Origin of the sequence: Streptomyces sp. CT34, assembly GCF_000805335.1 — a bacterium.
Classification (GTDB): domain Bacteria; phylum Actinomycetota; class Actinomycetes; order Streptomycetales; family Streptomycetaceae; genus Streptomyces.
The window spans coordinates 20,632-33,137 of the sequence record NZ_KN708638.1 but is presented as its reverse complement, the minus strand read 5'-3'; the positions used below and the strand labels follow the sequence as shown (position 1 = coordinate 33,137).

At 69.9% G+C, this 12,506-nt stretch carries 13 protein-coding genes and 2 pseudogenes; 11 read left to right on the top strand and 4 right to left on the bottom strand.

Annotation, left to right across the window (positions count from 1 at the left end; all coding sequences use genetic code 11):
- Window positions 1-24 precede the first annotated feature (24 nt).
- On the bottom strand, window positions 25-198 hold the full coding sequence (locus RZ84_RS38600; protein WP_157878704.1) for a hypothetical protein: 174 nt from the start codon (window positions 196-198) through the stop codon (window positions 25-27).
- Window positions 199-713: 515 nt separating this feature from the next.
- On the opposite strand from RZ84_RS38600, the gene RZ84_RS38595 reads away from it, so the two are divergent.
- The 6 genes and pseudogenes from RZ84_RS38595 to RZ84_RS35690 form a co-directional block, all read left to right on the top strand.
- Window positions 714-905, top strand: a complete 192-nt coding sequence (locus RZ84_RS38595) for a hypothetical protein (RefSeq protein WP_157878703.1) — start codon at window positions 714-716, stop codon at window positions 903-905.
- Between the two features lie 102 nt (window positions 906-1,007).
- Entirely contained in the window at window positions 1,008-1,397 is a 390-nt protein-coding gene (locus tag RZ84_RS00235) for a peptidase inhibitor family I36 protein (protein ID WP_157878702.1), read from the top strand.
- Between the two features lie 485 nt (window positions 1,398-1,882).
- The gene (locus tag RZ84_RS00230) at window positions 1,883-2,803 is read left to right on the top strand and encodes an amidase domain-containing protein (protein ID WP_157878701.1); all 921 of its coding nucleotides are present in this window, start codon (window positions 1,883-1,885) and stop codon (window positions 2,801-2,803) included.
- Between the two features lie 2 nt (window positions 2,804-2,805).
- Window positions 2,806-3,324 (top strand): hypothetical protein, encoded by a 519-nt coding sequence (locus RZ84_RS40205; RefSeq protein WP_043262623.1) that lies wholly within the window; start codon window positions 2,806-2,808, stop codon window positions 3,322-3,324.
- Window positions 3,325-3,388: 64 nt separating this feature from the next.
- Window positions 3,389-3,679: pseudogene (locus RZ84_RS40200) on the top strand (hypothetical protein); the annotation flags it as partial.
- Between the two features lie 121 nt (window positions 3,680-3,800).
- Window positions 3,801-4,058: pseudogene (locus RZ84_RS35690) on the top strand (hypothetical protein); the annotation flags it as partial.
- A gap of 36 nt (window positions 4,059-4,094) precedes the next feature.
- On the opposite strand, the gene RZ84_RS00215 reads toward RZ84_RS35690, so the two are convergent.
- On the bottom strand, window positions 4,095-4,574 hold the full coding sequence (locus tag RZ84_RS00215) for a hypothetical protein (RefSeq protein WP_241777463.1): 480 nt from the start codon (window positions 4,572-4,574) through the stop codon (window positions 4,095-4,097).
- 789 nt (window positions 4,575-5,363) lie between these two features.
- On the opposite strand from RZ84_RS00215, the gene RZ84_RS00210 reads away from it, so the two are divergent.
- The gene (locus RZ84_RS00210) at window positions 5,364-6,335 is read left to right on the top strand and encodes a LysR family transcriptional regulator (RefSeq protein ID WP_043262621.1); all 972 of its coding nucleotides are present in this window, start codon (window positions 5,364-5,366) and stop codon (window positions 6,333-6,335) included.
- Window positions 6,336-6,432: 97 nt separating this feature from the next.
- A complete protein-coding gene (locus tag RZ84_RS40195) occupies window positions 6,433-7,038 on the top strand; it encodes an LbetaH domain-containing protein (protein ID WP_241777462.1) in 606 nt (201 codons plus the stop codon).
- A 108-nt stretch (window positions 7,039-7,146) separates the two neighbouring features.
- Here RZ84_RS40195 and RZ84_RS40190 read toward each other — a convergent pair whose 3' ends face one another.
- Complete coding sequence (locus tag RZ84_RS40190; RefSeq protein WP_241777990.1) at window positions 7,147-7,299, bottom strand: YkoF family thiamine-binding protein; 153 nt, start codon at window positions 7,297-7,299, stop codon at window positions 7,147-7,149.
- Between the two features lie 65 nt (window positions 7,300-7,364).
- Window positions 7,365-7,571 (bottom strand): hypothetical protein, encoded by a 207-nt coding sequence (locus tag RZ84_RS39440; RefSeq protein ID WP_043262620.1) that lies wholly within the window; start codon window positions 7,569-7,571, stop codon window positions 7,365-7,367.
- 206 nt (window positions 7,572-7,777) lie between these two features.
- Here RZ84_RS39440 and RZ84_RS34835 point away from each other — a divergent pair, with 206 nt between their 5' ends.
- The 3 genes from RZ84_RS34835 (at window position 7,778) to RZ84_RS00180 (ending at window position 12,491) form a co-directional block, all read left to right on the top strand.
- Window positions 7,778-10,447 carry a YCF48-related protein gene (locus RZ84_RS34835; RefSeq protein ID WP_198539914.1) on the top strand — a complete coding sequence of 890 codons (2,670 nt, stop codon included), beginning with the start codon at window positions 7,778-7,780 and terminating at the stop codon, window positions 10,445-10,447.
- Between the two features lie 65 nt (window positions 10,448-10,512).
- A complete protein-coding gene (locus RZ84_RS00185; RefSeq protein WP_043262619.1) occupies window positions 10,513-11,136 on the top strand; it encodes an RraA family protein in 624 nt (207 codons plus the stop codon).
- Between the two features lie 98 nt (window positions 11,137-11,234).
- Window positions 11,235-12,491, top strand: a complete 1,257-nt coding sequence (locus tag RZ84_RS00180; RefSeq protein ID WP_043262618.1) for an ATP-grasp domain-containing protein — start codon at window positions 11,235-11,237, stop codon at window positions 12,489-12,491.
- The last annotated feature ends 15 nt before the right edge of the window (window positions 12,492-12,506 follow it).

Below are 12,506 nucleotides of genomic sequence, written 5' to 3'. Positions count from 1 at the left end.
GCCGCAGGGGCCCTGGGCTCCGGGTCAGGAACGGTGCCGGACCCGGTCGAGGTCCGCGTCGAGGACGGCAAGGTCCGGGTGGTCGCGCAGCTGCCGCTCGCGCGACCATTCGGCGAGGTCAGCCTTGTGAGCGGCCTGCACGTCTTCGACGGTGGTGTCGGTGAGGGTGGCGAGCAGGTCCAGGTCGCGGTCGTTCACACCCAGATAGCGGTTGGCGGGGGCGAACAGGGTGGCGCCGTCGGCGGGACAGCTGGCGCCGGCCTCGGTGAGTTTCGCGAACAGTCACCGCCGAAATGGCGTGTCCTGGGTCTTCCAGGCCGGGTCGTAGTGTCGTACTCGGGGGCGTCGTAGCCGGAGCCGATGATGGGCATGAGCGGTTCCCTTCCAAAGCGGCCAAGGCGTAAGCGGAATCGGCGGAAGGTCGTGGCGTCAGATGAGGGTTTCCTGGGGTGCAAGCTGGTTGTCCGGCTTGTTGGTGCGGCAAGTCGGCTGCCGGTGTCTTCGTGATCACTTGCCAGGGCGGTGGGTGTCCTGCGGATTCCATCCGGTTCCGTTCCCCGGGCAACGGCCCGCCGTGCCCTGAAGCGACGTTGTTCGAGTTCCGCCAATCCTGGTTGTTCGGATGTTGTTGTTCGCCACCATGCCATCGACACCGAACAACGTTCTCCGACTACACCAGATCGCATTCAGCACTGCGAGCTTCGGGTGCCGGCGTGATCGAAGAGAAGGAAGGACCGGTTAATGAATGTTCTTGTATGTCTACGGCAGGTGGCGTGCAGCACCGAGTGACGCCCGGGTTTGCGATGCAAGGTCATTGCAAGGTCATTCACGTATTTACTTATCGTTTATTTTTCAATGTCACGCTTGCCGGTGTTGTGCTTGTCGGTGTGGTTCGACGTGTTTGACGGACTCGCCATTCGCCGGCAGCGGAGCACGGCCGAAAAGTCCGTTTGGATGCCCAGGAGACGGACTCCGAGATTCTGGGGCCCAACGTTGAAGGAGTTGCCTTGCCTGTCTTGCGTAAGATTCTGGTCACGGCTGCGGTCCTGGCCGGCACAGTCGTCAGCGCCTACCCGTCGTCCGCCCAACCCCTCACGTCCTCGTCCTCTCGCTCCTCCGCCAGCCATGCCCGTCTGGCATCCGGTAGTTGGCACGCCTACTGGGAGACGGACTGGAAGGGTGCGGTTACGACATTCTCCGGAGATGTCGGGGAGTGCCACTACGTCGGCGACAACTGGAACGACCACATCCGCTCCGCCCGCGCCGACGGCTCCAACACCAAGGTGGAGCTGTGGGACAACGCCGACTGCACCGGAGGTTCGATCACCATCGACGGATCCGGTTACCACGAAATCGGCAATTGGGTCAGCGCCTTCCGCGTCACCAGCACCAGCTAGTACTCCAGCAGAAGTCCGCTGACTGACCTGAGGTGATGTCCAGCGGTCAGGAATACGGCGAGCTTCAGGAATCAACTGAGACGGGACGCTTGACCTCCGGTTTCGCGTCGGGGCCGGGGGCTCGCCGCCGTGCCGCCTCGATCCTCTGCCCCGGCAGGCGTTGAGCCTGCCCGTGAACAGCTACGGCCCGCAAACACCTGATGTGCTCGCGGGCTGCAGCTGGATGTGTGCTGGTCAGGAGGCCGTTGGATGGGGTGCCAGCTGCCGGCATCTCCGAGACCTCACGGCACCAGCAATGAAAGGGAGTTGGCCAGCAAATCCTCGTCCGTGCGACGAACGACCCGTCGCGGCGTGGTCCGGGCGTGAGCACCGACGGCCCACTACGGCGCGCCGCAACTGGTGCGCTTGGCCGCCGGGTGCAGGACGGCAAGTTCGGCGCTACTGGCGTCCCGTCGAGGGTGCCCTACGCGGCTTGGCTCGCCGCCGTGGCTCCGACGGATCAGGCCATCCACCACGCCCTGGCCGCCGGCCACCAGCGTCTCACCGACGACCGCACCGCGCTGGTGCACGCATCGGTCAGGCGCTCGGCCGACGGCCGTACCGTCACCGTGAAGGCCACCGCCGACCGCACCCTCACCACCGTCGACACCAGCGGCGGCAAGGTGAAGCGCTTCCACGGCGCGGACCAGACCCCCGGTGTGTGGACCTTCACCGTCACCGGCGGCCACGTCCGGCTAACGGGATATCGGGGTATCGACACGGACACGCCGGCCCCGGCCCACCGCTCCCGCACCCCGTCGAAGCGCCCGGCGCCGAAGCCGGTCGTCACCGACCCGGCGACGGGTATGCCGATCTCGGGCCCGTCCGTGCGGCAGCCGAACGACCACCACGGCAACCTGGCGGGGATCGCCGACTGGGCCCGCGCCAACTGGAACGGCGACAACAACGGTTACGACGACGACTGCACCGATTTCGCCTCCCGCGCCATGCTGTACGGCGGTGGCATGCCGCAGAACATCCCGTGGTTCCCGGGGTTCCAGTACCGCGACGACGACTACTGGTTCGACATCACCACCAACCCCTACGGCAGCCAGTTGGAGAGCTTCTCCTGGGGCGGGGCCTTCAACCTCTCCGACTACCAAAACCGCCAGGGCGCACAGTTCTTGCAGTACACCAACCAGGCGCAGCCCGGCGACATCATCTGGGTCAACTGGACCGGCGGCGACTGGAACCACATCGATCACACGGGCGTCATCACCGGCAACGACGGGAACAATCTCTACATCACGCAGCACACCAACAACCGCAAGGACGAGCCGCTCTGGCTCGTGCCCGGCCAGTCGAGCTGGGCCGACGGCCACCCGAACATGGGCTTGTGGGTCGCGGTCCCGTACGAGAAGAATTGACCATGGTCAGCCGCATACGCACCGTCGCATCCGTCGCGGTCGCCGTCACCGTGCTGGCGTCGGCCGCTACGGGGTGCACGAGTCGAAGGCCGGCCCCGAACCCCACCACTTCGCCCGTCACCCGGGTCCGCCTCGCCACCGGCACCACGAACGGTGCGCGTTGGGGCCTGTGGGCGTGGGAGCAGGGCAAGCAGTTGTGCATGGCGCTGTCCGGGCCGGACCGGTATGCGGAGCAGGCGACCTCCAGCGCCGGATGCGGCTTCGACAACGAACACCCGGGCAGCGGGTACTACACCGGCGGCCGCGCTCCGGGCGGGAAACCAGGCAAGTACGTCAGCTACGGCCCCCTCCCGACCCGCGCCGTCCGCATCCGCGCCCATGGGGCCCTCCTGCCCACAAAACCCCTCCCACGCAGCCACGGCCTCCCGGCGGGCCGCTACTGGATCTCCTTCGCGTCGGGCGGCGACAGACCGCAACCTTTGGACGCGAGTGACAAACCCGTCCCGTTCCAGGCGTTTTGAGTTTCCCTTCAAGCCGAGGTGGACCTCGACGCGGCGGACCCACTGGTGCTCTCCATGCACGGGGATGGTCGGGAAGCGGTTCTGCGCGCCGTCGCGGCAGCGACCGGCCCATCAGCCCCGAGACGGCCGGGTCATGGCGCTCGCCGGTCTGTACGAGTTCTGGCGCGACCCGGCAACCATGAACGACGATCCCGGCGCGTGGGCGTGGTGGGCCACCTGCACGATCAGCACGACCGAGGCCACCGACGCCGCCGAACCGCGTCCACCCCCGCATGCCGCTGACCAGCGCCCCGACCACGGGAACGCCGGGCGCGACCCCGCCCACCACGACACCGACGAACTCCGCGCCCTGCTGGGCACCGGGGCCGCCGGCCACCTGGACGCCCGGCCGGTGTCCACCGCGGTCAACGACGTACGCGACAACGGCCCCCACCTCCGGGACGCGGTCATCGACGGCCCGACCGCTGAAGGTCGACGAGCACACCGGCGGCCGGACCATCGCGGGCACCGTCACCATCGAAGCCGGCGGCGCGGTCGGCGCGGTGGCGCTGAAGACCCAGGCCGCGCACCGCGACGGCGCGACGGTCTTCCTCGTCCCACGCAGGGAGTGCACCGGCGCCCGCGCCGAACTCCCCAAGGGGATGCGGTTGATCCCCGTCACCACCCTGGACGGCGCGGTGGAGGCGCTGAAGGCCCTCAACACCGATGGTGATGTGCCCAGTTGCCGGACGTAGCCGGGTCGAGGGCCCTGGCGGCGGCCGATGCCGCGCTCAGACGGTGGCGGTGGCCGTCGTGTCGGCGTAGCGGAAGCCGTCGTCGAAGTAGAAGACGGTGACCTTCACCCTGTCGCCCTTCTCGAAGCCCAGGGTGGCGGCCGGCTTGAGCCGGACCTGTGCGGTCTGGTCGGCGTAGTCGCAGACGAGCGTGTCGACCTTGAGGGTGCCCGCGCCGTACCCCGTGAGCTTGGACGAGGTGATCTCCTCGGCGTTGGCGACCAGGTGGTGGTTCATGCCGGGGTCGCAGGAGTACGTGACGTTCACCCGCAGGCCCGGCCCGTCCGGCGAGACCTTGTCGATCGCGATCAGGTTGGCCTTGGCCGCGGCCATCGGCGCGGTGGCCAGGACGCCGGCCCCGGCCAGGGCGACGACGGTGGCGGCACCGGCGACACCGCGCCGGATGCGGGATGCCTTCAGGGAGTTCTCCCTTCCCCCCGCGCAGTCACGGTCGCAACGACTGCGACACTTGTTCATTTTCGGGCGGTGTATACATTACGTGATCTTGCGGGGGCATCGAACCCCTTTTCCGGGCACCCGCCCGGCCGCGCCGCACCAGCTGGTCGCTAGGCGCGCCGGGCCGATGAGCAGGTGGGAGTGTGGGTTGACCGGTGTCTCGCTGGAGGCATCGCGCTGTTCTGGATCGACCTGCTCGTGCGGTGGGGAGCCGGGCGGGGAAGGGCGGGTCCGGCCCTGCTCGGGCGCGATACCGTGGGGCCTGATGACCGCCGCATCTCGTGATCTGGGGGCTCCGCGTGGCTGAGGACCGCATCGCGCAGAGCGAGCTCAACGCGTTGATCCGGCCGTGTCGAGGCGGTTGAAGACCGTGTGGAAGTGCTGCAGGTGCACACCGGCGGCAACTTCGCACCATCCTCGAAAGCCAGGCCGCGATCCGTCGTGAGGTCCGGGACGGCTTTGCCGAGATGGAGCAGAAGCTGGACGCCAACCAGGCACAGAGCATCGAGCTGCTGTCCCAGCTGGTGGGTGGGAACCCGAACGCGGGCTGACACAGCCGCCGGCGCGAAACCCACACGAGCGAGCAAGGCCCGAACCCGATCCCGGTGTTCGGGCCTCTTCCGTATCAGCATGGCTTGGATTAAGGCCATGGGGATGGCGCGCAGGTCGCATCCGTTGAGCTCGGTGAGGGCGAGTTCGTCGTCGGGCAGGACGGTTTGGATCTCGCATCACAACGGCCACGCTGGAGCGTGATCAAACAACCGACCTCGCAAGCCACAACGGTCAGTTGGGCACGCTTAAGGTGAACACGTGGACACCGAGGCATTGCGATCGTTTCTCCGGGCGGCCGAGCTCGGACAGTTCCAGCATGCGGCCGATGAGCTGGGCGTGACACAGCAGGCAGTCTCCAAGCGGATCGCGGCCCTGGAGCGCGAGTTGGAGGTCCGCCTGTTCACACGTACCGCCCGAGGGGTTGAGCTGACGCTCGATGGTCAGGCGTTTCTCCCTCACGTGCGGAGCATCGTCGTGGGTGTCGAGCGCGCCATCACCGCGGTCAGGCCGAGCTCCCGGGCCCTTCGGATCGACGTTCTGGGCCTGCGCAGCGCGCAGGCCGTTGTTCTGCACGATTATTGGCGGTCGCATCCCGAAACCAATCTCGACGTGGTGACCCTCAGGGTCAACGACCCACGCGTGGCGGTCGCCGCCGTCGAATCAGGCGATATCGACGCCTCGTTCCGTACCGTCACTGCCCCGGCCACACTGCCGTCCGACGTGCAGATGATCCGCGCGTTCGACTCCCCGGTGGAACTTCTCGTCGGCCCAAGACATCCACTCGCCGCCGCGCGAAAACTGACGCCATCGCAGCTGCGTAAGCACCGGATATGGGTGCCGGGTATCGCACCCCGAAGCGAATGGGCAGAGTTCTACGCTCAGCTCGCCACCGTCTTCGACCTACGCATTGACGCGGCAGGCCCGCACTTCGGAGACGAGGTACTCCTGGACACGCTCGCGGACTCCGCGGAGGTGGCCACCCTCGTCGGGGCACGCGACCGGTACATCTGGCCGACGAACTACGACCTACGCCGCATCCCTATCGTGAATCCGACCCTTGCATACCCACTCTCGCTCATCCTTTCCAGAGCGAATCCACATCCAGGACTCCGTGGAATCATCACCCACCTCGGAACCCTGCCAAGGCTCCCTGAGACGGTCTGGCTTCCGTCCTGGGCAACGACGCCACGGCGCGGCGACAGCGACATCCCGCGTGCTCGCAGGGCGTAACTCTGACAAAGGTGACTCGGCCGGCTGTTGACAGCAGCCTCCACCAGCGTCTTGGTGAGCCATGTCCAGTTACCGGTACATCACAAAGGGGCGTGGCATGTCCAGCGACCGTCTCATGCGCATCCACGGCGCCGAGTTCCAGGCCATGTCCGAGAGGGTCCTGCCGGTCACCGAGCTCACCTCCCGCCTGAACGCCCTGCCCTTCGAGGATGAGGCGAGCAAAGCGGAACTGTTCGAACGGATCCTCGGCAAGCCGCTGCCGACGCGAGTCACGATCTGTCCGCCCTTCTCCGCGGACCACGGCCTCCACCTCCACCTCGCCGAGCGCGTGTTCATCAACCAGAACTGCATGTTCCTGGACTACGCCGGCATTCGGCTCGGCGAGCGCGTGATGGTCGGCCCGAAGGTCACGTTCATCATCAGCGGTCACCCGATCGATCCGAGGAGCGGCGGCACTTTTCGGCGACCTCGGCCTCACGCATCGCCAGGGGCAGGAAGCGCACCGTGCGAAGACCGGCAGTACGAACGTGCCGTGGCCGGTGACCACGCGGAACGGAGCACCGCCCTGGCCACGCCTGCCTCCCGAGATCAGCATGGCTTGATCGGGAGCGGGAACGCGGTAACCGAACATCGTTGTCTCCTCAACGGGCGTCGCCGGCCTTGCCGGGGTGGCTGCGGGTCGGCTTCGCCGGACGTGGCGTGACCCCGGCGTTGCGTGACGCGCATGGGCCTGCCCAGGCAGACCCATGCCGCTCATAGGCGGATCGCCGGGCGGGCTGCTGCCGGACATCACGGACCGGCGGGCACTGGGTCATTGCCTCCAGCACCGTGATGCGCTGCTCAAGGAGAGCGATCTTGTTGTCGAGGGGGCCGGCATGTTCGGCCACAGGTCGACTTTGATGCTCACCTGGACACGGGGTGCCTTGAGCGCCACCGCTTCCGTAGCACGCTTGATCACGCTCATGGCCTCGTCCCATTCACCCTCGATCATGGTGTACTCGGTTCGGTCGGTTCGGCCTCGCCCGTCCCTCACCAGTGGGTGTCGTCCGACCCGGCGGTCGTGCCCCAGTGGGTGTCGTCGGCGCCCGTGGCGACGGCGGCCGCCGGCGTGCTCCCGTGGGTGTCGCCGGGAGCCGCGCCCGTGGCCGCCTGGACCGGCACCACCGCCGCCAGCACCGCCGCGGTGGCGGCGGCCAGGCCGAGTACCGAGTGGGTCACGATCCGGGTCTTGGTCATCGCTCTCTCCCTGCGTCCGTGGTCTTCGCCTCGCCCGGGTCCGCCCCGGCGCTGGGAACAGTTCAGGCCCGGCCGCTTTCGAACGGCCTTCCGCCGGCTCTGCGTGCCCGGCCCGCGCGGCGAAAGCCGATCAGAAGCGATCGAGAAGCCGGCCCTGGGAGCGTTCGTGCGCATGCCGGTCCCAGCCCCGGCAGGAAGGTTCGACGATGACGACGTGCAGCATCGCTCCGCGCAGCGTGAACATGCAGGGCGTATCCCTGGTGGACGCCACCACGGCCTGGGCCGTCGGGGACGGCGGGCTGATCCTCGCGACCCGCGACGGAGGAGCCCACTGGAGCCCGCAGGGGGACACCGACAAGGACCTGCGGGCGGTCTGCTTCACCGACCCGGAGCACGGGTGGATCGCCGGCCGCGACGGTACGGTGCTGCGGACCGAGAACGGTGGACGAAGCTGGATCGCCGCGGACTCGGGGACCTCCCAGAACCTCTACGGCATCTCCTTCGCCCCGTCCGGACTGGCCGGCTGGGCGGTCGGGGACAACGGGACGGTTCTCGGCTCGGACGACGGCGGGCGGACCTGGCGACCGCAGACGACGCCGGACCGCATCCACCTGACCCGCTGTCACGCGATCGACGACCGGGTGGCCTGGGCCGTCGGCAAGAAGGGCCGGATCCTTTCGACCACGGACGGCGGGACCACCTGGTCCGTCCGGGACGCCGGCACGAGCGCGGATCTGCGCGCGGTCTTCGCCGTGTCCCCCCAGGTGTGCTGGGCCGTCGGCCGCGCGGGCACCATCCTGGGCACACGGGACGCCGGCATCACCTGGACGGCTCGTCACAGCGGAACCGAACTCGACATCTACGGGCTGTGGGCCTCCCCGGACGGAACCGGACTCAGGGTCTCGGGCGACAACGGCCTGATACTGGCCTCCGACGACGGCGGACACAGCTGGACGCGGCAAGCCGGCGGGACCGAAAAGGACATCGTCTCGCTGGCGTTCACCCCCGACGCCCGGCACGGCTGGGGAGTCGGTGACGACGGACTCGTCCTGGCCTGCCCGGACGGCGGGCGCGCATGGCGGGCACAGCTCGACGGCATGTTCCGCGACCTCCTGTGCATCCACGGCGCCCGCACCTCCCGGTGGGCCGTGGGAGCCCGGGGGACCCTCGCGGTCACCACCGACGCGGGGCGCAGCTGGCAGGTGCGCGACACCGGCGTGCGCGAGGACCTCTGGGGCGTTCACCTCCTGGACGACGAACAGCGCGGCTGGGTGGTGGGCGCCGCCGGAACGGTGCTGGCCACCGCCGATGGCGGGGCGACCTGGCAGCGTCGGAACCCGCCGGTGTCACAGGACTTGTTCGCGGTGCACTTCACGCCCGATGCCGGCCGGGGCTGGGTGGTGGGCGCCGCCGGAACGGTGCTGGCCACCGCCGATGGCGGGGCGACCTGGCAGCGTCGGAACCCGCCGGTGTCACAGGACTTGTTCGCGGTGCACTTCGCGCCCGATGCCGGCCGGGGCTGGGTGGTGGGCGCCGCCGGAACGGTGTTGACCACCGCCGACGGCGGAGCCACCTGGCAGCGCCGGAATCCGCCGGTGACAGCGGACCTGACGTGCGTGCACGCCGCCGGCCCGGACCGGGCGTGGATCGCGGGACGCGCCGGCACGGTGCTGGCGACCGAGGACGGCGGCGCCACCTGGTCCGCCCGCGACAGCGGCACCGATGCCGACCTGTGGGGCATCGGCTTCACCGCGTCCGGAGAGCGGGGCTGGGCGGTCGGGGACCTGGGCACGGTGCTCGCCACCGAGGACGGCGGCCGCCTGTGGCACCGTCAGGACACCGCGGCCCCCCAAGACATCAAACAGCTGTGGGTGCGCCCGGACGGCGCCGAGGCGTACGCCGTCGGCGACGGCGGCCTCGTCCTCGCCGCCGAGCACGACGCGAAGTCCTGGACTCCGCGCGTGGCCCCCACGGGAAAGAACCTTTACGGCCTGACGATGCGTCCCGATGGCCGGGAGGGCTGGGCGGTGGGCGACGGCGGCACCATCCTGGCCTCCCGCGGAGGCGGGCCGTGGCGACAGCGTTTTGGCGAGGCCACGGCGAACCTGTACTCCCTCGCCGCACCGGACACGACCACGGCGTGGGCGGTCGGACGGGGCGGAACCATCGTGGTCACCCATGACGACGGCGCGTCGTGGCGGCTCCAGGCAAGTGGAACCGACCGCGACCTGCTCTCGGTCCATGCGCACCCGGACGCGCGCACGGCCTGGGCCGTCGGCGACCGCGGCACGATCCTGGCGACCGGCGACGCCGGGCACACCTGGCTGCGCCAGGACACCCCGCGCACCGACGTCGCCCTGTGGGCGGTGGGCTTCGCCGGTCTGCACACCGGTTGGGCCGTCGGTACCGGAGGCACCGTGCTGGCCACCCTCGACGGCGGACGGACCTGGCGGCCGCAGGACTCCGGCACCGACGACGACCTGCTGGGCCTGTACGTGATCGACGAACGGACCTGCTGGGTCGTCGGCGACGGCGGCACCCCTCTCGGCACCCACGACGGCGGGCTGCACTGGCAACGCCGTACCAGCGACACCTGCCGGCACCTCGCCGCCGTGCACTTCTCGGCGGACGGCCGGGTGGGCCGCGCCGTCGGCCGCAGCGACACCGTGACGACATCCCTCGACGGCGGCCGCACCTGGCAGGCGGGCACCACCACATCGGGCATGACCCTGTGGGACGTGCACGTCACCTCCGCACGGCACGCGTGGATCGTCGGGGACGAGGGAGCCGTCCTGTCCACCGCCGACGGCGGTACCACCTGGCAGCGTCACCCCTACAGCCCGCGGAAGGGCGGCCCCGCCCGCACCACCGCATAGCCCGCCGGCTCAACTGCCCGGCACGGCACCGAAGAAGACCGAGAAGAAGGAAGACAAGGAAGACGATGAACGACAGCTCCGCCCTCCCGACCCTCCCCACCACCGCGCTCGCCGACTTCCTCGGCCGCGAGCAGGTCATGGACATCGGCATCCGCTCGCTGTGGGCGCCCGCCCCGAAGGTCGCCGGACCGGCCTTCACCGTCCAGTGCCCGCCCGGCGACAACCTCATGCTCCACGCGGCCATTCACCGCGCGCAGCCCGGCTCCGTCATCGTCGTCGAGTCCGGGGACACGGACTTCGCGCTCGCCGGCGGCAATGTCTGCGCCGTGGCCCGGCGCCGCGGGATCGCCGCCTTCGTCCTCGACGGCCTGATCCGGGACCTCGCAGAGGTGCGCGAGATGGGCTTCCCCGTCTACGCCCGGGGCGTCATCCCCATCCCGGGAGGCAAGAAGGCCGTGACGCCGCTGGGCGGCACGGTGCGGTGCGGGGGTGTCCACGTGAACGGCGGGGACCTCGTGGTGGCCGACGAGGAGGGCGTGGTGGTCGTTCCGCGCGGCCGCCAGGAGGAGGTCCTGCGCGACGCGCGCGCCAAGGCGGCGAAGGAGGCCGCACAGTCCCTCGACGACTGGGCGGCCGCACACCGTGCCCGCATCGACGCGATCCTCGCCGAGCGGGGCTCCCAGGACTGAGGCGCGGCCCGAGCCCCGCACCGCCGGATCGAAGACCGCATACCGGCATCACGGCATACCCGCATACCGAAGACCGAAGAAGGAGGAGGAGAACCGCTGTGCCCGAACACGTCCTGATCGTGGGAACAGGCCGGGAATTCCCCGCCCGCGTCCGCGCGGCCCGCTCCGACGCGGCCACGACCGTCATCTGCCGCGTCCAGTACGTCCATAAGCTCCACGACCCCCACGCCAACGCCCGGGTCATAGCCGTCGGCGAACGCGCGCCCGACGAGGAGTGGATCGCTCTCGCCGCGGCCGTGCACGCCCGGCACCCCTTCACCCGGATCGCCACCGTGGGCGAACGCGACCAGGACCGCTGCGCGGCCATCGGCGCGGCGCTCGGGCTCGCCACGCACACCCCCGAGACGGTCGCGCAGGTCCACGACAAGCATCTGATGCGGCAGCGGCTCGCCGAGGCGGGCATCGACACGACGGCGTACCTGCGCGCATCGGCCGAGCAGGACGTGCGCTCCTTCCTCCGCGACCACGGCGGGCCGTGCGTGGTCAAGCCCGTCGCGGGCGCCGGCAGCGCCGGCGTGGCACTGGTGCGTTCCGAGGACCAGGCCGCGGCGGCCTGGCGCCGCGCCGGCGGCCACCACAAGGGAATCGTGGAAACCGGAGTCATCGTCGAGGAGTTCCACCACGGGGAGCAGTACAGCGTCGAGGCGTTCTCCGAGGCGGGCGAACACCTCGTGGTGTCCGTCACCCGCAAGTTCTCCGACCCCGCCGCGTTCGTGGAGCTCGGGCATGTGGCACCGGCCCCGCTGGCCGAAATCCGGCGCAAGGAGGTCACGGAGTACGTCACCGAGGTGCTCGACGCCCTCGGGGTCGAGTTCGGCGCCACCCACACCGAGATCGTGCTGGGCGCCGACGGGCCGCGACTGATCGAGACCCACCTCCGGGTGGGAGGCGACGAGATCCCCGCGCTCACCCTCGACGCCACCGGCGTCGACCTGTCGGACTGCGTGCTCCGCCAGACACTCGGCGAGAGCGTCCTGCCCCGCATCCGCGCAGCCTTGGCCGAGCCGCGCGAACCGGTCGCCTCCGCCATCTGGTTCGCGGTGCCCGACGGCTCCGGCGTCCTGGAGGAGGTGTCCGGCGTCGACGCGGCACGGGCGGTGGAAGGCGTCCACGACGTACAACTCCTCGCCGCCCCGGGCGCCCGGGTCGGCGCACTCGCCTCCTCGGACTCCCGCGCCGTCGCCGTACGCGCACGCGCCGCCACCCCCGATGCCGCCGTGTCGGCCGCGCGGGAGGGAATCGGACGGCTCGGGTTCCGCCTGCGCTCCAGTGCGCAGTCCGTCGAAACGGTCTGACCACACCCCGCCACG